The following is an 18,771-nucleotide window of genomic DNA, read 5'->3' on the forward strand; positions in this document are numbered from 1 at the left end:
TTCCTTATCCTTCAATATTGAAACTAATATCAAGTGCTTTCACTGAATGTGTTAACGCTCCAAGTGAAATATAATCTACCCCTGTTTTTCCGTATTTCGGTAAATCTTCAATTGTGATGCCCCCTGAAGCTTCTGTAACGATAGCACTTGGTACAATTTTTGAAAACTCCCGGATTTCATCTGGCGTACGATTATCGAACATAATAATATCAGCACCAGCAGCAACAGCCTCTCTCACCTGTTCCTCAGTTTCTGTTTCTACTTCTACTTTCACCATATGTCCTAACTTCTCTTTCACTGATGTAACAGCTTTTGTAATAGAACCAGCAAACGCAATATGATTGTCTTTAATCATGACACCATCATATAAACCGAAGCGATGATTAAATCCACCGCCGCACACGACTGCATGCTTATCAAACATACGTAGTCCTGGCATCGTTTTTCGCGTATCACAAATGCGAGTATGACTGCTATCTAAAGCAAGAACCGCTTTACGCGTCATCGTCGCTATTCCGCTCATACGCTGAATAATATTTAATATAACGCGCTCTGCTGTTAATAACGATGCAATTGGGCCTTGCACAGTTGCAATGATTTCGCCTTTTTCTACAAGGTCCCCATCTTTTTTATGAAGCTCTACTTCAATTCTCTCATCAATTAATTTAAATCCTGATTCAATTACTAAACGTCCTGCAAAGACCCCTGTATCCTTCGCAAGAAACGTTCCTTTCGAAAGCAAGTTATCTGGAAAAATAAGCTGAGATGTTACATCTCTTTCCCCTATATCTTCTAAAAAAAATCGATTTAATGCTTCTTTAACTTTTATCGTGTTCATAAAGCCCCTCTTCCCCTCATCACACAAGTTGTCGTTTTCTCTTTACTCGAACAATCTCTTTCTTTCCTATATTTCTATCTGGATAATCACTCCGGTAATGCCCGCCAATACTTTCTTCTCTTTGCAAGGCTGACACAACTATAAGCTCACAAACCGTTAACATATTAATAAGCGTTATCTCTTCATTCGTAAGAACATCATGTTGTAATATCATATTTCGAACACCATACTTACTAAGCCATCTCTTCGCATAAGATAAACTTTGCTCTGTTCGCACAATCCCAACATATTTCATCATGCATTTTTGTATTTCTTCTTTCGTCGGTAAATGATTCAGAACGATAAACTTTGCTTCCTTTTCGGCTAGCATGTTCACCTTTTCTTTTGTCTCTCTAGATAAAATGTGTCGTCCGATTCTTTTTCCAAACACAAGACCTTCTAATAATGAATTACTCGCTAATCTATTTGCACCATGAACCCCGTTACAAGCTACTTCACCGACTGCGTATAAGTTCGGAATAGACGTCTCTCCATCACAGTTCGTTTTCACGCCGCCCATGTGAAAATGAGTACCAGGCACGACTGGAATAAGTTTTTTATTTATATCGACTCCATTTGTTTTACATATCGATGACACGGTCGGAAAGCGTTGTTCAAAGTTTTGAATCATTTCGATGTTTAAGTACACTTTTTCACCCGCAAGTAGCTGTTCATGAATAGCCCTTGCGACTACATCACGAGGCGCTAAATCCTGTTCGGAATGTATATCCATCATAAAACGCTGCCCTTTTCCATTTATAAGGACAGCTCCTTCTCCGCGAACAGCTTCGGACACAAGACCAGAACAACGCCCACCCGCGTATAACATCGTCGGATGAAATTGTATAAACTCTAAATCTACAAGCTCTCCGCCTGCACGGTACACCATTGCAAGTCCATCGCCTGTAATCGTCTCATCATTAGAAGTAAAGGCGTATAAACCGCCAATACCGCCTGAAGCTAACACCGTATAATCTGCATTGTAACGTTTCAATTCTCCTTTATTGTTGCGAGTTAAAGCCCCAACACATTTATCTTTTTCTATAATAAAATCGAGCACCATTTCCTGTTCCACTACCGTAACGTATGGAGCTACTTCTTGAATAAGATGCTCTAATAAATTCTTTCCTGTTGCATCGCCACCTGCATGTAAAATACGACGTTTTCGATGCGCTCCTTCTTTTCCAAGATGAGGACCTGTTTCATCTCCATCAAATTTCATTCCATTTTCAATAAGGTTATTAATTTCTTTCGGTCCTTCCTCGACTAAATAACGGACCACTTCTTCATTGTTATAATGACACCCTGCTACTAGCGTATCTTCAAAATGATCATTAGGATTGTCGTATGTAGCTACCGCTGCGGCAATTCCACCTTGAGCTAAATGTGTATTATTATTATGTTTCGTCTCCTTTGTGATAATAATCACATTCTTTTCGTGACAAATCTCTTTTGCAACACGAAGTGCCGCAACGCCACTTCCAATAATTAAGACATCTGCGCTTGGCATAATTGTTGCCTCCTACTTTACACTTTTTCAACTGTCTTGACACCTATATTTACATAGTTTTAAAATAATGACAAGAGTTTTTTTATAATTCTTATTTTCACTACCATTTTAAAAGTAAAAGAAATGTAACTCTTACTAGAGAGAGGAACTTACATGATGATATATCTTGACTATGCAGCTACTACACCTATGAGCGAGGAAGCGTTACAAACATATATGAAAGCAGCTTCACAATACTTCGGAAATGAACAAAGTTTACATGATATTGGAGGAACGGCTTCTTCTTTATTACAAGTTTGCCGAAAAACATTTGCGGAAATGATTGGAGGCAAAGAACAAGGAGTATTTTTCACAAGCGGTGGATCGGAATCGAACTATCTTGCGATTCAATCACTTCTAAATGCCCGAAATAAGAAGCATATTATTACGACACCTATGGAACATGCATCCATTCGAAGTTATTTTCAATCTCTAAAATCAAAAGGCTATACGATCACTGAAATTCCTGTTGATAAAAATGGACTCATTTGTTTAGTAGATTTAGAGGCAGCTATTACGGAAGATACTGTGCTAGCAAGTATACAGCATGGAAACTCTGAAATCGGAACCGTTCAAAACATTACAGAAATCGGGGCACTTTTAAAAAAATATAATGTTTTATTTCATACGGATTGTGTGCAAACGTTTGGTAAACTGCCTATCCATGTTTTTGAGATGGGGATTGATAGTCTTTCTGTTTCAGCACATAAAATATACGGACCAAAAGGTGTCGGCGCTTGCTACATAAATCCGCAAACTCGCTGGGAACAAGTATTTCCAGGAACTTCTCACGAAAAAGGATTTCGCCCAGGTACAGTGAACGTTCCCGGCATCGCATCTTTTTTAACAGCTGCTGAAAATATATTAAAAACTCAATGGGAAGAAAGTTTACGTTTTAAAGAGTTACGATCCTACTTTTTAGAACAAATACAAACACTTCCGCTAGAAATTGAAGTAGAAGGTCATTCTACTTCTTGTTTACCACATATTGTTGGGGTTACAATAAAAGGAATAGAAGGTCAATATACTATGCTAGAATGTAATCGCCATGGTATCGCCATTTCCACCGGAAGTGCTTGCCAAGTCGGTAAACAAGAACCTTCGAAAACTATGCTTGCAATTGGAAAAACGTATGAAGAGGCAAAACAATATGTCCGCTTCTCTTTCGGACAACAAACAACGAAAGATCAAATTGATACTACTATTCATGCACTACACACAATTGGAAATCAATTTTATAGAGGTGTTAAATCATAATGAAACAAAATGAACAAAAAAAGATTTTAGGTGAAGAAAGACGACAACTTATCCTCCAGTGGCTTCTTGCTGCAAATGAACCGTTATCGGGGAATGAACTATCGAAAAAGACGAACGTAAGTAGACAAGTTATCGTGCAAGATATTTCCTTGCTTAAAGCACGAAACGAACCAATTATTGCGACTGCTCAAGGTTATTTATATTTAAAGCCACAAGAGAAGCAACAAACTTTTGAACGCGTAATCGTATGCCAACATAAACCAGCAGAAGTACGTCAGGAACTTACAATGCTTGTTGACCATGGCGTTACGATTAAAGACGTAAAAGTTGAGCATCCTGTATACGGTGACTTAACAGCCTCCATTATGGTAAGCAATCGCTTTGATGTAGAGCAATATTTACAAAAAATCGAAAACACAAATGCTTCCTATCTTTCACAACTAACAGATGGTATTCACTTACATACAATCGAGGCAGATTCTAAAGAAAAATTAGATGCTGCTTGTGAGGCGTTAGATAAAGCAGGATTTCTCGTTTATTAATGTAAAGCACAGAGTTTTTATCATTCTCTGTGCTTTTTTAATGCTATAATATTGTAATCAATCGTAAAGGAGATCAAATATGGGAATTGAACTCGTTCACTTTAGCATTGGCAAACCGAAACAAATGAAATATGGCGAAGATAAAGAAATGATAACAGGTATATGTAAAGATCCTACAGAAGAGGCCTTTCTCTCAAAAGACGGATTTCGTGGTGATGACGTAGCGGATTTAAAACATCACGGCGGACCTGATCGCGCTGTTTGTGTGTACCCACACGAGCATTACGCACTATGGGAAGAGGAATTTCAAACTACGCTTCCCGCTTCCACATTTGGTGAAAACATTACCGTAACAAATATGTTAGAGCATGATGTTTGCATCGGAGATACATACAAATTAGGTGAAGCGATTATTCAAGTGACACAAGCGCGCGTACCTTGTAGCACAATTTCAAAACGCCTTGGCATCCCTGGCATACTGCCGCGTATTGTAGCAACTGGATTTACTGGCTACCTATGCCGCGTTCTTCAAGAAGGTACTGTACGTAAAGATTCAAAAATTACATTACTAGAACGTCCATCAAGCAATGTTTCTGTTTTATTCTCTAACGAAATTTATTTTCATAATAGAAAAGATAAAGATGGCATCGAGAAGATTCTTGCTGTTCCAGAACTAGCTGATATTTGGCGTGGTCAATTAGAAGATCGTCTTGCGAAGTTAAAATAAAGAATCCCACCTTCTGCAGGTGGGATTTTATTAATCTATTAAAAAATATATTAGGCAATGAAATGATATTGACGATTAGACAAACACCAACATTCCATCTACATCTTACAACCAATAAGAAGAATAACTCCCCAGCACAGTAACAGAAAAACCGAGTGCTTCAAGTTCCATCGTTACGCCTGGCAATAATACGTCATCGTATGCTTTATCGACATCGATTAAGAAAAAGTAATTTCCAAGACCTGTTTTCATCGGACGCGATTCGATTTTTGATAAGTTTAATTTTCTCCATGCGAAAGCTGATAACACTTGATATAGGGCACCTGCATAATCTGCAGGTAACGTTATCATAAGCGTCGTTTTCTCTCCGCGGTTCTCTCCGTTATTCGGGAGTACTGCTTTCTTTTTCTTATGGAGTACTAAGAAACGCGTGTGATTATTTTTATGCGTATGAATACTACGTCTCACAATTGTTAATCCGTATTTTTCTGCAGCCGCTTCATTTGCAATAGCGGCAATTTTCTCTTCAGGATGTTCTTTCACATATTGTGCAGCAGCACTTGTAGATGTCATATCTCGAACAGTTACTCCTTTTAATTCTTCATTTAAAAATTTATGGCACTGTGCAATGGCATGCGGATGAGAATGCACTGCATATACTTCATCCCACACTTCTGCATACTGCGGATGTACAAGTAAATGCTGCTGAATTGGTACTGTAATTTCTCCTACAATGGAAAGCGGCTGCTCATGTACAAGGTAATCAACCGTTATATTCACTGAACCTTCTATTGCATTTTCTAACGGTACAACTGCGAAGTCTACATTTTCATTTGCAGCTGCATCTATACAATCTGGAATCGTTCGATACGGTACATGCTCTGCTTCCGGAAAAAAACGACTCACCGCCATATTTGTAAATGTTGCTTCTGGTCCTAAATATCCTACTCGAATCATCGTCTTTTCCCCTCTTTTTCGTTTTCTTACTGTTATACCATACTTTTTTATATTCTTCTATGTAAATTTCGAATATTTAAAAAAGACTAGCATTCGCTAGTCTAAATGTTTCTTATACTCTCTTTGAGCGAAGAAGAAATAAATGATACATGCTGCGATATAAAACAGAATGAACAAACCTACTTTTCTTAATGATCCATCCATAAAAAGCGTATTATGAAACGTATATAATGCAACTGCACTATGCATACTCCCTACTATAATTGGCGCAAAAAATAGCATACATAATTGCCAACGAGAAATTTTCCATACTTCTTCCTTCGTCATTCCAAGTTTAGAGAGTGCACCATACTGCTTTCGGTCCGATGCAATATTATGGAACCATTTAAAATACACGATACTACATGAAGTGAGAAAGAATAATATACTAATAAATGAGCCTACAAATAGAGTAATATCGCCGCCTTCTTTCATATTTACATACAACTCCATATTGCTTCGAAATGCATTATTATTATCTTGTTTTATATGTCTCCGTAAATCTTCATTTAATTTCTTCGTCTTTTCGATATTTGATAATGTGTAGCCTCTATATATCATTTTTTCAGAATCAGGAACCTGATTTGCTATACTGTCAAAATCTTCATCATTCATAACGAAGAACAGACCATTAATGTACGAAGGGTGATGGTTAAATTGAACCCCTTCTTTCTGACCGTTAAATACGAATTGATATGGTTGATTCATTACTTGCAATTGAATCTCTTTTTGATTATATACATTCGAATTATTGTATTTATTATAATAAACGAGTGTCACTGTACCTTTTTTAGGACGATACGTTTTCTGTCTTTGTTTCCTTGCTTCTTGGTTATATTCACTTTCTTTTATAAGCGGTACTATTGTTGTTTCTCCCTTATTAGACTGAAAGGATGCATAAACTCCAACAAAACTCATATATTGAAAATCATCATACTCATATTGATGCAGTAATTTTTCAACCGCACCTTCCTCAAAGACTTCATGAGTAGAAATACCTTTTTCTATGTACGAAAACGAGTGTACCCCTCCAGTTCGCCACATATCTTGCATGCTAGAAAAATATAAGAACACCGTACCTGTTGCTGTAACTACAAACGTCGTTGCCATAGACATCAGAAAGAAAAAGCGACCATTTTCCTTCATTCGATGTGACAATTGATTCACTATAAATAAATACGGATATGTATACATAATCTTTTTATTTCGCTTTATCATTTCTAACACTTGGGTAGCTCCATGTGTAAAAGAAAAGTACGTTCCAAAAAAGACAAGTATAGACACAGGGAAAAAGTATATTGCTATCGTAGTCATCGTCACTTGTAGCGCCAACGCATACCCGCCCACTAAACAAGCAAAACCGAATAAACAAAGCCACTTTGATGTTTTCTTCTCTTTTTTATCTGTTCGAAATTCTTTCAATAACCGAATGATTTTTATATTCCATATACGTAAAGCACTTATAAAAGATAACAAAATAAAAACGACCATATATGTAATAAATGTTACACCAATCGCCCTTACGTCAAATATCACAGGGAGTTCTTTCGGAAGCCCCAGTAACATACTAAATACCATAAAAAAGAGTTTTAAAAATATCATACCGAGCACAATACCGAAAATATTCGCGAAGACCCCGATTAAAATTTGTTCGGTCATAATCATTCCTATTACGTTAGATTTCGTTGCTCCCATTAACATATATAACCCTAATTCTTTCTTACGTGCTTCTATGAAAATAGAAGTAGAGTACAAAATAAATATGACGAAAAAAGAAATGATTATAACATTACATATGATAAGTCCCCAACGTACGTTTTGATACCACATCGTCTCTTGCATATACGGATGCACAATGACAGACATATATGCGTAAGAAGCAAATATTGCAAAACAACTACTTAAGAAAAACACTTTATAATTACGCCAATTTCCTTTTATATTTTGCAGCGCTAGTTGCCAAATGTTCATCTATCGTCCTCCTGTAACTTACTACATAGGCAAAAAGCTAGAGGTTCCCCTAGCTTTTTACGTGTTTTAAATATCCTCTTTGCGCGATCATAAAGTAAATGGCAGAAGCTAAAATGTATGCTCCAATTACAAGCGCACCTGATTTCCATAAATCAATATAAAGCATTTTCCCTAACGTATGAAGAGCAACTCCACTATGAATGGAACCGATTAAAATTGGGATAAAGAAGATAACTCCCATTTGTCGAATCGCAATTTTGCGAATTTCTTTATCTGTCATACCGATTCTCTTTAACGATTTAAATTGAATACGATCTTGTTCTTTATCGTTAAACCATTTAAAGTATGTCATACTACAAGCGAAGAAGAAGAACAGTACCGCTACGAAGAAACCGATGAACATTGTAATTGCTCCACCTTCTCTTATATCCTTATACGCAAACACTGAATTTCTCAATTCTCCTTGCTTTTCTGGTGCAATTTCATTTTTCAAATCTAATACAAGATTTTCTGTATTTTTCCAATCCTCGATATAATAACCGTAATATTTCGTCTTTTCTTCATCTGGTACGAGTTTTGCATATTTCTCAAAATCTTGATCATTTACAATAAGATATTCACTATCATTAAAAACAGAATACTGCGTTGGATTATTTAATTGAACAGACTGCTTTTGCCCGTTAATTGTAAATTCATACGGTTTCGTACGATCTATCTTCATCAGTTCATTTGACATATCAACCATAACCATCGTTGCACTACCTGGTGCATTATGAACTTCTGTAGGTTGCTCTCTCTTTTGTTTGCGCACTTCTGCATTATATTCTTTTTCTGAAATAATCGTCATCGGTACTTCATGTTCACTATTAAACAACGTTATTTTCTGTGTTGCCGGTAGTTTAACGTAGGTTACTTTTCGCGCATCTTCAAACCCGTGTCTCTTCACAAGCTCCTGTACCTTTTCTTCATTAATAAGATTATGCGTATTTAACCCCTTTTCCTCATATGAAATAGCATGTGGTGTAAGTTCTACCGTTTTCGCACTCATATTTTCAAAATATACGTACAGTGTACCTACTGCTGAAGATACTACCGCCGTAATAATAGAAATTACAAATAGAAAACGAGCATTATCTTTCATTTTATAAATAAGATTGCTAAGAACAAACATATTTGGATACGTATAGAAAGATTGCTTTCTTTTTTGTAATGCTTTTAATACAACTGTACTACCTTGTGTAAATAATAAATACGTTCCGCCAATTGTCAGTCCTACCACCGGTAAAAAGAGGATGAGGAAATTCAGAAACGTTACTTGGAAGCTAAGTACATATGCAACAATAATACATCCTATACCAACTACACATAACCATGTAAATGCAAACGGCTCTACTTTTTGCTTTCTAGCTTCTCTTAATAAATCAATAATTTGCAAGCGTCCTACCGTCCAAACGCTAAACAATGATAGGATTAAAAATAGGATAAAGTATACGCCAGCTGTAATAAGAACTGCTTTACTATTCCAAACAAGTGGAAGTGTCTTATCTATTTTCAATAATACGCTTAACGCTTGGAAAAATAATTTTGAACAAAGCATTCCAACCCCAATACCAATTACAATTGCAATACTACCTAACATCAGTTGCTCTAATATAATCATTCGGCCGAGCTGCGATTTCGTTCCGCCTATTAATGTTAGTAGACCAAACTCTTTTTTTCTTGCTCGTAAAAACGTTGAATTTGCATATAAAATAAAGAGTGCCGAGAAGATGACCACAATATAATTCATCGATTCTAATCCTTTTGTGATCATCTTTCTCATACTAATATTACCGCTTACGACATCTGGATGATAAATAAAAGAAGCATACATGAAAAATACGACAATCGATAAACAACTACTTATAAGAAACGCTTTATAGTTACGCCAATTTCCTTTTACGTTATTAAGCGCGAGCTGGCGAAAGTTCATGATATTCTCCTCCTAGCATCGCAAGTACGTCCAGAATTTCTTGGAAAAAGGCTTGTTTCGTTCTTCCTTTATGTATTTCCGAGAAAAATTCCCCATCGCGTATGAAAAGGATACGTTCACAATAACTAGCCGCTACTGGATCGTGCGTAACCATTGCAATCGTTACTTTCTTTTGCTCGTGTAAATCTTGCAGAGCGCCCATTAGCGATTTCGCTGACTTCGAGTCTAAGTTTCCAGTTGGCTCATCTGCTAAAATTAACGTCGGTTCATGAATGATTGCTCTCGCTGCTGCTGCACGTTGTTGTTGTCCCCCAGATACTTCGTATACTTTTTTATTTAAAATTTCTTCGATGTTTAAAAACTTCGCAATTTCCAGTACTTTCGCATCGATTTCATTTACAGATTTCTTCGCCATTACAAGTGGTAAAATAATATTTTCTTTAATGGATAACGTATCAAGTAAATTAAAATCTTGGAAGATGAATCCTAAATGTGTACGGCGAAACTCCGCTAATTTTGCAGCACGCATTTGATTAATTTCTTCTCCATTTACAAGCACATGACCTGAAGTTTGCTTATCAATTGTTGCTAATAAATTTAAAAGCGTTGTTTTCCCGCTTCCTGAAGGACCCATAATCCCTACAAATTCGCCTTCTTCTATTTTAAAATTTATATCGTTTAAAGCAGTCGTCGCTACTGAACCTTTTGATTGGTACACCTTCGTTAATCCTTTTACTTCAAGAACACTCATTTCTAATCCCCCTATGTGTTTTCTTCTTACATTTACTATAAGAAAAATAAGAAAAAGAAACGAGTGATTTCCCTTACAAAACGTTTTGTTATCTTACAGTTTTGTCATTTTTCTCATTAATGTATGATATTCTTCATCTTTTGCAAATTGGAACGTGAATGTTGTCCCTTCTCCTTTAGCCGATTGCACATAAATACCGTGATGTAAATTATCGCAAATTTCCTTCGTAATATATAAACCCATTCCAGTCGCTTCTCTCGTTTTACGGCCATTTATCCCCGTAAAGAATGGATCAAATATACGCTTTACATCTTGCTCTGGAATACCGATTCCATTGTCCTTAATATGTAATAACACCTTTTGGTCTTTCTCTTCAATTTGAAATTGAATTTCTTTTTTCTCTGCCGCTGAAATTTTTGTATACTTAATTGCGTTTACAACAATTTGACCTATAGCAATACTTAGCCATTTTCTATCAGAGGCAACCATACAAGTATCTTCTTCAAACATCACTTTCGGAAATACAGACGATTGAATGAAGGATTTCCGATTTTCATTAATAATACCTCGCACGACATCTATAACATTTACTACTTCTACCTTATAATCTTTCGCAAACTGCTCTAGTCTTGCCATATGTAACGCTAAATCTAAACCATTTAGTATACGGTTATTTTCTTCACGAATACTTTCAACTGTTGCTCTTGCCTCACGATGCTCTTTGCCAAACTTTTGCAGCAATAATTCAATAACAGATACTGGTGTTTTCATTTGGTGAATCCATTGGTTCATAAATATCATTTGCTGTTGCTCTTTCGCATGCTGTTTATGAACTTCATTCATATATTGCTGTCTTAATAACGTAAAAGATTCAACGACCATTTCTTGCTCTGATGTATAAGATTCATCAATAAGTAAAGAGTCATGTAATGTATTTCCACCAGTAACATACTTTTCGATCCTCTTTAAAAACACACTCCGTTTTCGGTAATCGTAAATAAGGTATACAGTAAACACAACTGTTCCTAATAAAAGTCCATATAACCATGTACTCCAATCAATGGATCGCTTTTCTAAAAGACTTTGCAACTGTAAAACGAGCCCAAATAAACAAAGGCTAACAATATAAGAAAGAATTAAAGAAAAGCGGTCCATGAGGTAAATTTTAACCTTCATGCCCTTCGCCCCACTCCGTAAGAAGCGCATAACCATATCCACGTTTCGTTACAATTGCATTTTTAATGCCTAACTCCTCTAGTTTCTTCCTTACACGTTTTACATTTACGGTTAATGTATTATCATCCACAAATGCTACTTCATCCCATAGAGCTTCTAACAGTTCTTCGCGCGTTACATATTGATTCACCTGTTTCATTAAACACTCTAATAAGTAAAACTCATTTTTTGTCAGTTCAGTTTGTTGTCCTTGCCACTCAACAATATGCTGAGACGGGAATAACAACAGTCCATTTACACCTAAACAATCACTCTCAGCAGCAGAAGCATACTCTCCGTAACCACGGCGAAGTGCACTCTTCACCTTTGCCATTACGATATCTAAATGGAATGGCTTCGTAATATAATCATCGCCGCCATTTTCAATCGCCATTACTTGGTCCATTTCTCCTGTTCTTGCAGAAACAAAAATAATTGGTGCATTCGATACAGTACGAATTTGACGACACCAATAAAAACCGTCAAAGTACGGTAAATTAATATCAAGTAACACGAGATGAGGATTCACTTTTACAAACTCATCTTTTATTTGACGTAAATCACTTGCTCTGAATGATTGATAGCCATATCTTTCTAAATGCTCTTCTAATATTCCCGCGATTTTCTCATCATCTTCTACAATTAATATTTTATACATGTTCGTTTTCTCCCCATAAAAAATTCTTCTAAAAACCACTCCCCTTTTTATTATAAATTGAAAATTTAATTAGTGGGGATTTTTTCCTATACAAATCCGATTTTTACGATATAAAAAAGACTGCCGTATTTCGGCAGTCTTAATCGATAAATTCAAATTCATATTCAAGAATTTTTACAATATCTCCGTCTTTTGCACCACGTGCACGAAGCGCTTCATCAATACCCATTCCGCGCATTTGACGAGCGAAACGACGTACAGATTCATCACGTGAGAAGTCTGTCATCTTGAATGTTTTCTCGATATCGTAACCAGAGATAACAAACGTGCCATCACTTTCACGTGTAATTTCAAATTTAACACCTTCAGTATCAAATTTGTACATTACACTTGTATCAGACTCATCCGCAACTTCATGTATTGGGAATTCTGGTGTTGTTTCTATTAAGTTCGCTACTTCAAACAGTAAGTCACGAACACCTTGTCTTGTTACAGCTGAGATTGGGAAGATTTTTACTTCGTCTCCCACTTTCTCTTTAAATGCTTGTAAGTTTTCTTCTGCATCTGGCATATCCATTTTGTTTGCAACAACAACTTGCGGACGCTCAGTTAAGCGAAGATTGTATTCTTTCAATTCATTATTAATCGTTACGTAATCTTCATATGGATCACGGCCTTCTAAACCAGACATATCAATAACATGCACGATTACACGTGTACGCTCAATATGACGTAAGAATTGGTGTCCAAGTCCGACGCCAGCATGTGCGCCTTCAATTAGTCCTGGAAGGTCAGCCATAACGAAGCTGCGGTTATCACCAGTTTCAACAACACCAAGATTCGGAACGATTGTTGTGAAGTGATACTCTGCAATTTTCGGACGCGCTGATGATACAACAGATAATAATGTAGATTTACCTACACTTGGGAATCCAACAAGTCCAACGTCTGCTAGTACTTTAAGTTCTAGAATAACATCACGCTCTTGACCTGGTTCCCCGTTCTCAGCGATTTCTGGCGCTGGGTTCGTAGCTGTTGCGAAACGTGAGTTACCACGGCCACCACGGCCACCTTTTGCAATTACAGCAGTTTGTCCATGCGTTACTAAATCGGCAAGAATTTGACCAGTTTTTTCATCTTTTACTACTGTTCCTGGCGGAACCTTTACAAGTAAATCTTCAGATTTACGTCCGTGCTGACCTTTACTCATTCCGTGCTGACCGCGATCAGCTTTGAAATGACGTTGGTAGCGGAAGTCCATTAATGTACGTAAGCCTTCCTCAACTACGAAAACAACATCTGCACCTTTACCTCCGTCGCCACCTGCTGGGCCACCTTTTGGTACATACTTTTCACGACGATACGCAACCATACCATTACCACCGTCGCCGCCTTTTACATATATCTTGACCTGATCTACAAACATTATTTCACCACACTTTTTTCAATTGGTTGTAATATAACTGAGACTTCTTCGTCTCGCACTGTATAAGAAATGGAATACCATTTATTGTTTTGGGTCGCAAGCCAATTCTGTAGTTCTTCTACACTCGTTAGCTTACCACGAAAATCAAAAAAGAAACGAGCATTATCCGCGTCACATTCAATTGTGATACAAACATAATTTTCAACATATACGTCTAAACTATGCTGAAGCATCGAGAAAAATTGATTCGTCCATGTACATACAGTCTCATCTAAGTGAGATAAGTTATGTAATTTCCCTAATACTTCGTACTCCAATAAGCACGGCTGCTGTTTCCAATTATATGTTAAAATCCACTCTGAAAATAAAGGCATTGATAGCCCCATCAGATTGGATTCTTGTCTCGCTTCTTGGACAAAACGATCGATGAGACTATGAATTTCTTCCACTTTTCCAAGGGAAAGGTTTCCTTTCACCATCTGCATACGATTGAGCCAATCATGTCTTGAATGGCGCAATGCATCTATAATTGTCCATTTTTCATTCATTTAGATACCCCTTAATATAGAAAAACTCTAACCTGCACTCAGGTTAGAGTTTTCCGTGAGTTCTTATGCTTCTTGAGCAACAGGATATACGCTCACTTGTTTGCGGTCACGACCAAGACGCTCAAAGCGTACTACGCCGTCAACTTTCGCGTATAAAGTGTCATCGCCACCACGACCAACGTTAACACCTGGATAAATTTTTGTACCGCGTTGACGGTAAAGAATTGAACCACCTGTAACCGTTTGACCATCTGCGCGTTTAGCACCAAGACGTTTTGACTGAGAGTCACGACCGTTCTTTGTACTACCTACACCTTTCTTAGATGCGAAAAACTGAAGATCTAATCTTAACATACGTTACACCTCCTGCACTTTTTCTATTAAACGGATATACTTTCCGTAATCAAGTTCGATCGTCTTAAGCGAAACAACTAATCCTTCTAAAAGCGTTTGTGCTTTTTCTGCTGCATGAACGTCTAAATCATTAGGCAATTCATACGTTAAGAATCCGCCATCACTTCCGAGTTCAATAGTTGCTTGCACATTACAAAGTTCTTCCACTGCATTTATAGAACCAAACACAACCGCTGTAGTTCCAGCACAGACAAGGTCTTGTCCATGTGGCGCATAATCGGCATGTCCAGTCATTTTAAATGATTGGATACTTCCTAATTTCGTGCGACTTATCGTAATTTTAATCATGTTAACCAGAATTAAGCGTTGATAGCTTCAACAACTAGCTTAGTGTAAGGTTGACGATGACCTTGTTTCTTACGATTGTTCTTTTTCGCTTTGTATTTGAAAACGATGATTTTCTTAGCGCGACCTTGTTTTTCAACTTTCGCAGTAACTGTTGCACCTTCTACAACTGGGCTACCAACTTTAACGTTTTCGCCACCAACGAAAAGAACTTTGTCAAAAGTAACAGTTTCACCAGCTTCAACATCTAATTTTTCAATGTAGATTGCTTGACCAGCTTCAACTTTAATTTGTTTTCCACCTGTTTCGATAATTGCGTACATACTTGCACCTCCTCTTAATTACTAAGACTCGCCAAAAACGAGGTAGACATAAATGCCTTTAGGGAACCTGTCTTGTGCGGTTGTAGCATATAGCCGTTTAGGTGCTATAAACTATAACATAAAGATGTTATCATGAATCATAGACGGTTGTCAATAAATGTTCTGCTAACTATTTTTTCCGTTCTACAATTTCTTTTTTACTTCCAAAACGAACGATAGCATACTTTTCGATAATATCATCTTTGAAATAAATTTCAAATGGAATATTTTTTTGTAATTCTTTTTGCAAAAACTGTTTTTGCAGTTCTTTAGGCGCAGCGATTAATACTGCTTCATCTTCTATATTGCCATATGTGATTAGTTCTCTCTCTAACTCATACGCAATTGTTTCATGCGACATCACATAACCCGTCGCTTTGCAAGGTACACACTCTTTTAATAATACGTCCCGTAAAGAATGCTTTTTACGTTTACGTGTCATTTCCAAAATCCCTAGCTCCGTAAAGCCGAGCACCCTTGTATATGTTCGGTCATCTTGCATAGCAGCTATGAGACATTCTCTTACCTTTTCTTTATCTTCTCTTTTTTTCATATTAATAAAATCAATTAATATCATACCACCAATATCACGAAGTCTTAATTGGCGTGCAATTTCTTCAGCGGCTAGCTCATTTGTGCGAAGTACTGTATCTTGTAAATTTTGTTTTCCCGTAAACTTGCCCGTATTCACATCAATTACAGTCATCGTCTCCATTTGTTCTACAATTAAATAAGCACCATTTGGAAGCCAAACAATTTTTTGGAGTGCTTTCTCAATCTCACGCTCTATTCCAAAATAGTTAAACATCGAAGACTTTTCATTATAAAAAGATACTTTTTCTTTTCCAACTTTGTCTTCTAATTCCTTTACTATACTTCTTGTATCTACAACTACTTTTTCAATTGTTTCAATTGGGTTCTCTTGAAATACACGATCTAAAAAGGTCGCCGGTCGATGAAGTAATAACGGCACCTTTCCTTGACCCTCTTTTCTTTTTAACTCTTCATACAACTGTTGTAACCCTTGCATTTCAGCTTGTATTTCTTCAATTGCTCCTTTTTCAGAAGCAGAACGGAAAATGTATCCCCCCGTTCCCTCTATTTCAATTTGGAGTAACTGTTGTCTTCTTTTATTATTTTTTATTTTTCGAGAAACAGCGCGCATCTCATCAAACGGCATATAAACGACATATTTCCCGGTAAATTCTATATTCGCTGTCAATTTAGGCCCTTTCATATCAATTGCCTCTTTCACAACTTGTACGAGTATCGCTTGCCCTTCATGTATACGATAAGAAGATGGTACATCATCGTATGAAAGGTAAGCATGTTTTTCTAAACCGATGTTTACAAAAGCTGCATTCATTCCAGCAATTGTTCTTACGACACGTCCAACATAAATATGCCCAACAATCTCTTGCTCTTCATTACGTTTCCATAAAAACTCAACAATCTTTTTCTTCTCTTCAATTGCAACGCGCTTTTCCGAACCAGCGTAATTCACATATAACGTTTTCAAAATTATTTCCTCACTTTATAATCTTCTTTGCTTTTACAATAATAAAAGGTTAGTGCTATCGTCAACACTAACCGATTAATTCTTCAACTGATGAAGTTGTTCGTTTTTCAGTAAAATATGCATAGAGCAATTCATTTTCATCCAATGTGTAATGCTCTTTATATTTTCCACGGACGATAATAGAATGCTTATATCCTCTACGAAATTTTGTGAAAATCGTATATAAACGATCTTCCGTTTGCACTTCAATAGGTGCAATCTTTTCGATTCCTCTTTTGTTTCCATAATAACGTTCTAATAAAAAACGCATAAATGCATACCGTCTTTGTTTCCACTCTTGATATAATGACACTGCTAAAAATATGAGTAGTACCCACATCATAATATTGTTACTATTCCAAAGTAACTGCCATCCTAATATTACACTAAAAAAAACACATGACAATTGCATCATCTTTTCATGTGCTTGTAAATAAGGGAAACGATATGATAATACATTAAACAATACTTTCCCGCCATCTAACGGCCAAATAGGAAGTAAATTGAATGCTAAAATAATTATATTATTCCACATGAAGAAATAATATAAATCTGCATTCAGCCAACCAGCTTTGAACAACATATAACCTACCAGCATCATCCAAACATGTTGAATCGGTCCTGCAATTACGACAACAAGTTCCTCTTTCAATGACTTATTACCATGTTCCTCAAGCTCGGCAACGCCACCAAACGGCAAAAGCTGAATTCTTTTTATACGCCAATTATAGTGTGCTGCTGCAAAAGCATGCCCAAGTTCATGAATAAGAACAATACAAAATAACAGTAGTAACTCTTTAAAACGCGCAGTAAAAATACCAATGACAATAATAACCCAAAATAATGGATGCACGGAAATTTTCGTTAAAACGTCCCTATATTTAATCAAATGATATCACCTGGATCGGATCAATAAATTTCTCATTCTTTTTTATCGCGAAATAAAACTTTCCATTTTTATCATTTGTATCATTACTCACCGTTCCAATTTTTTGTTTCTTTGAAACGTAATCATATAATTTCACTGACATATCGTTTAAGTTTGCATACCATGACTCCGTACCATCTGCATGTTGAATTTGAACTGTATTTCCAAGTTCCTCTTTCTTGCCTGCAAAAACAACTAACCCTTCATTTACTGACTCCACTTTTGCATTTGTAGCTGTTTGGACAAATACACCTTGGCCATTTTTTTGAAACCCTTGCATTACCTTTCCAGAAGCAGGAATTGCATAATCTTTTTGCTGAATACTTCCTTCTTTTTTCTCGTTCGGCGAATAGAATACAAGCGGTTTTCCAAATTGCTTTTCGTACCATTTCGCTACAGTAGCAAACTGAAATTCCTCTTTCATCACTTTTTCTGTAACAGCTTTAGCTCCATTGAATGAAGAAGGAGCATTCTTATATAAAATAGCAACCGAAAGAACTAATATTGCTGATAATAAAACTTTGAAGAAAAAGACTTCCTTTCGAAATAAAGGATGCATTTCCTTTTCTCCATCTTCAATAAATACTGCTTCACTATCAAAATTCCCTCCGTTAAAATACTGCTCTTCCTCCATCCTTTCTTGCTCGGCCTTCCTTTTTGCAATCCGCTTTTTAATTTCTTCTACGCGTCTATTCTTCATACTGTCTCCTTTCTTTCGTTAAGCTAATTTCATTA

General features: G+C 36.6%; 19 protein-coding genes and 1 other annotated feature. Of the genes, 3 read left to right on the top strand and 16 right to left on the bottom strand.

What is annotated here, in order from left to right:
* Positions 1-4: 4 nt before the first annotated feature.
* Both nadC and nadB read right to left on the bottom strand, forming a co-directional pair.
* Entirely contained in the window at positions 5-838 is an 834-nt protein-coding gene (nadC, locus tag MHH55_RS16260) for a carboxylating nicotinate-nucleotide diphosphorylase (RefSeq protein ID WP_069358209.1), read from the bottom strand.
* A gap of 19 nt (positions 839-857) precedes the next feature.
* Positions 858-2,387 (bottom strand): L-aspartate oxidase, encoded by a 1,530-nt coding sequence (gene nadB / locus MHH55_RS16265; RefSeq protein WP_001138522.1) that lies wholly within the window; start codon positions 2,385-2,387, stop codon positions 858-860.
* A gap of 153 nt (positions 2,388-2,540) precedes the next feature.
* On the opposite strand from nadB, the gene MHH55_RS16270 reads away from it, so the two are divergent.
* The 3 genes from MHH55_RS16270 to MHH55_RS16280 all read left to right on the top strand — a co-directional run bounded on the left by MHH55_RS16270 (position 2,541) and on the right by MHH55_RS16280 (position 4,952).
* Complete coding sequence (locus MHH55_RS16270; protein WP_000973777.1) at positions 2,541-3,683, top strand: IscS subfamily cysteine desulfurase; 1,143 nt, start codon at positions 2,541-2,543, stop codon at positions 3,681-3,683.
* Positions 3,683-4,225 (top strand): transcription repressor NadR, encoded by a 543-nt coding sequence (locus MHH55_RS16275; protein ID WP_000812275.1) that lies wholly within the window; start codon positions 3,683-3,685, stop codon positions 4,223-4,225. Before MHH55_RS16270 ends, MHH55_RS16275 begins: the two co-directional genes overlap by 1 nt.
* Positions 4,226-4,304: 79 nt before the next feature.
* Entirely contained in the window at positions 4,305-4,952 is a 648-nt protein-coding gene (locus MHH55_RS16280; protein WP_078186497.1) for an MOSC domain-containing protein, read from the top strand.
* Positions 4,953-5,057: 105 nt separating this feature from the next.
* Here MHH55_RS16280 and pheA read toward each other — a convergent pair whose 3' ends face one another.
* The 14 genes from pheA to spoIVFA all read right to left on the bottom strand — a co-directional run bounded on the left by pheA (position 5,058) and on the right by spoIVFA (position 18,736).
* Entirely contained in the window at positions 5,058-5,909 is an 852-nt protein-coding gene (pheA, locus tag MHH55_RS16285) for a prephenate dehydratase (RefSeq protein ID WP_000621701.1), read from the bottom strand.
* 96 nt (positions 5,910-6,005) lie between these two features.
* Positions 6,006-7,919, bottom strand: coding sequence for an ABC transporter permease (locus MHH55_RS16290; protein ID WP_016123402.1), 1,914 nt, complete (start codon positions 7,917-7,919; stop codon positions 6,006-6,008).
* Between the two features lie 49 nt (positions 7,920-7,968).
* Positions 7,969-9,891 carry an ABC transporter permease gene (locus MHH55_RS16295; RefSeq protein WP_001011413.1) on the bottom strand — a complete coding sequence of 641 codons (1,923 nt, stop codon included), beginning with the start codon at positions 9,889-9,891 and terminating at the stop codon, positions 7,969-7,971.
* A complete protein-coding gene (locus MHH55_RS16300; RefSeq protein ID WP_000114527.1) occupies positions 9,866-10,642 on the bottom strand; it encodes an ABC transporter ATP-binding protein in 777 nt (258 codons plus the stop codon). The genes MHH55_RS16295 and MHH55_RS16300 overlap by 26 nt, the downstream gene beginning before the upstream one ends.
* Positions 10,643-10,735: 93 nt before the next feature.
* The gene (locus tag MHH55_RS16305; RefSeq protein ID WP_078186496.1) at positions 10,736-11,818 is read right to left on the bottom strand and encodes a HAMP domain-containing histidine kinase; all 1,083 of its coding nucleotides are present in this window, start codon (positions 11,816-11,818) and stop codon (positions 10,736-10,738) included.
* Positions 11,808-12,515, bottom strand: a complete 708-nt coding sequence (locus tag MHH55_RS16310; RefSeq protein ID WP_000276723.1) for a response regulator transcription factor — start codon at positions 12,513-12,515, stop codon at positions 11,808-11,810. The genes MHH55_RS16305 and MHH55_RS16310 overlap by 11 nt, the downstream gene beginning before the upstream one ends.
* A 139-nt stretch (positions 12,516-12,654) precedes the next feature.
* A complete protein-coding gene (gene obgE, locus MHH55_RS16315; protein ID WP_000497128.1) occupies positions 12,655-13,941 on the bottom strand; it encodes a GTPase ObgE in 1,287 nt (428 codons plus the stop codon).
* The gene (locus tag MHH55_RS16320; RefSeq protein WP_001003584.1) at positions 13,941-14,489 is read right to left on the bottom strand and encodes a sporulation initiation phosphotransferase B; all 549 of its coding nucleotides are present in this window, start codon (positions 14,487-14,489) and stop codon (positions 13,941-13,943) included. Before MHH55_RS16320 ends, obgE begins: the two co-directional genes overlap by 1 nt.
* Before the next feature lie 63 nt (positions 14,490-14,552).
* Complete coding sequence (gene rpmA, locus MHH55_RS16325; protein WP_000944958.1) at positions 14,553-14,843, bottom strand: 50S ribosomal protein L27; 291 nt, start codon at positions 14,841-14,843, stop codon at positions 14,553-14,555.
* Positions 14,844-14,846: 3 nt separating this feature from the next.
* Positions 14,847-15,191, bottom strand: a complete 345-nt coding sequence (locus MHH55_RS16330; protein WP_001973720.1) for a ribosomal-processing cysteine protease Prp — start codon at positions 15,189-15,191, stop codon at positions 14,847-14,849.
* An 11-nt stretch (positions 15,192-15,202) separates the two neighbouring features.
* Positions 15,203-15,511 (bottom strand): 50S ribosomal protein L21, encoded by a 309-nt coding sequence (gene rplU / locus MHH55_RS16335; protein ID WP_000270907.1) that lies wholly within the window; start codon positions 15,509-15,511, stop codon positions 15,203-15,205.
* Positions 15,512-15,525: 14 nt separating this feature from the next.
* Positions 15,526-15,603, bottom strand: a sequence feature (ribosomal protein L21 leader region).
* 77 nt (positions 15,604-15,680) lie between these two features.
* Positions 15,681-17,069, bottom strand: a complete 1,389-nt coding sequence (locus MHH55_RS16340; RefSeq protein WP_078186495.1) for an Rne/Rng family ribonuclease — start codon at positions 17,067-17,069, stop codon at positions 15,681-15,683.
* Positions 17,070-17,136: 67 nt separating this feature from the next.
* Positions 17,137-17,997 (bottom strand): stage IV sporulation intramembrane metalloprotease SpoIVFB, encoded by an 861-nt coding sequence (gene spoIVFB / locus MHH55_RS16345; RefSeq protein WP_000599058.1) that lies wholly within the window; start codon positions 17,995-17,997, stop codon positions 17,137-17,139.
* Positions 17,990-18,736, bottom strand: a complete 747-nt coding sequence (gene spoIVFA / locus MHH55_RS16350) for a stage IV sporulation protein SpoIVFA (RefSeq protein ID WP_000797471.1) — start codon at positions 18,734-18,736, stop codon at positions 17,990-17,992. Before spoIVFA ends, spoIVFB begins: the two co-directional genes overlap by 8 nt.
* Between the last annotated feature and the right edge of the window lie 35 nt (positions 18,737-18,771).

It is taken from the genome of Bacillus sp. FSL K6-2944 (assembly GCF_038005385.1).
GTDB classification, from domain to species: domain Bacteria; phylum Bacillota; class Bacilli; order Bacillales; family Bacillaceae_G; genus Bacillus_A; species Bacillus_A cereus.

Coding starts and splice junctions, on each gene's coding strand:
- MHH55_RS16290 (WP_016123402.1), bottom strand. CDS start 7,919: ATGAACATTTGGCAACTAGCGCTGCAAAATATAAAAGGAAATTGGCGT.
- MHH55_RS16280 (WP_078186497.1), top strand. CDS start 4,305: ATGGGAATTGAACTCGTTCACTTTAGCATTGGCAAACCGAAACAAATG.
- nadB (WP_001138522.1), bottom strand. CDS start 2,387: ATGCCAAGCGCAGATGTCTTAATTATTGGAAGTGGCGTTGCGGCACTT.
- MHH55_RS16270 (WP_000973777.1), top strand. CDS start 2,541: ATGATGATATATCTTGACTATGCAGCTACTACACCTATGAGCGAGGAA.
- nadC (WP_069358209.1), bottom strand. CDS start 838: ATGAACACGATAAAAGTTAAAGAAGCATTAAATCGATTTTTTTTAGAA.
- MHH55_RS16295 (WP_001011413.1), bottom strand. CDS start 9,891: ATGAACTTTCGCCAGCTCGCGCTTAATAACGTAAAAGGAAATTGGCGT.
- MHH55_RS16330 (WP_001973720.1), bottom strand. CDS start 15,191: ATGATTAAAATTACGATAAGTCGCACGAAATTAGGAAGTATCCAATCA.
- pheA (WP_000621701.1), bottom strand. CDS start 5,909: ATGATTCGAGTAGGATATTTAGGACCAGAAGCAACATTTACAAATATG.
- MHH55_RS16275 (WP_000812275.1), top strand. CDS start 3,683: ATGAAACAAAATGAACAAAAAAAGATTTTAGGTGAAGAAAGACGACAA.
- MHH55_RS16300 (WP_000114527.1), bottom strand. CDS start 10,642: ATGAGTGTTCTTGAAGTAAAAGGATTAACGAAGGTGTACCAATCAAAA.
- rplU (WP_000270907.1), bottom strand. CDS start 15,511: ATGTACGCAATTATCGAAACAGGTGGAAAACAAATTAAAGTTGAAGCT.
- MHH55_RS16305 (WP_078186496.1), bottom strand. CDS start 11,818: ATGAAGGTTAAAATTTACCTCATGGACCGCTTTTCTTTAATTCTTTCT.
- spoIVFA (WP_000797471.1), bottom strand. CDS start 18,736: ATGAAGAATAGACGCGTAGAAGAAATTAAAAAGCGGATTGCAAAAAGG.
- obgE (WP_000497128.1), bottom strand. CDS start 13,941: ATGTTTGTAGATCAGGTCAAGATATATGTAAAAGGCGGCGACGGTGGT.
- rpmA (WP_000944958.1), bottom strand. CDS start 14,843: ATGTTAAGATTAGATCTTCAGTTTTTCGCATCTAAGAAAGGTGTAGGT.
- MHH55_RS16310 (WP_000276723.1), bottom strand. CDS start 12,515: ATGTATAAAATATTAATTGTAGAAGATGATGAGAAAATCGCGGGAATA.
- MHH55_RS16320 (WP_001003584.1), bottom strand. CDS start 14,489: ATGAATGAAAAATGGACAATTATAGATGCATTGCGCCATTCAAGACAT.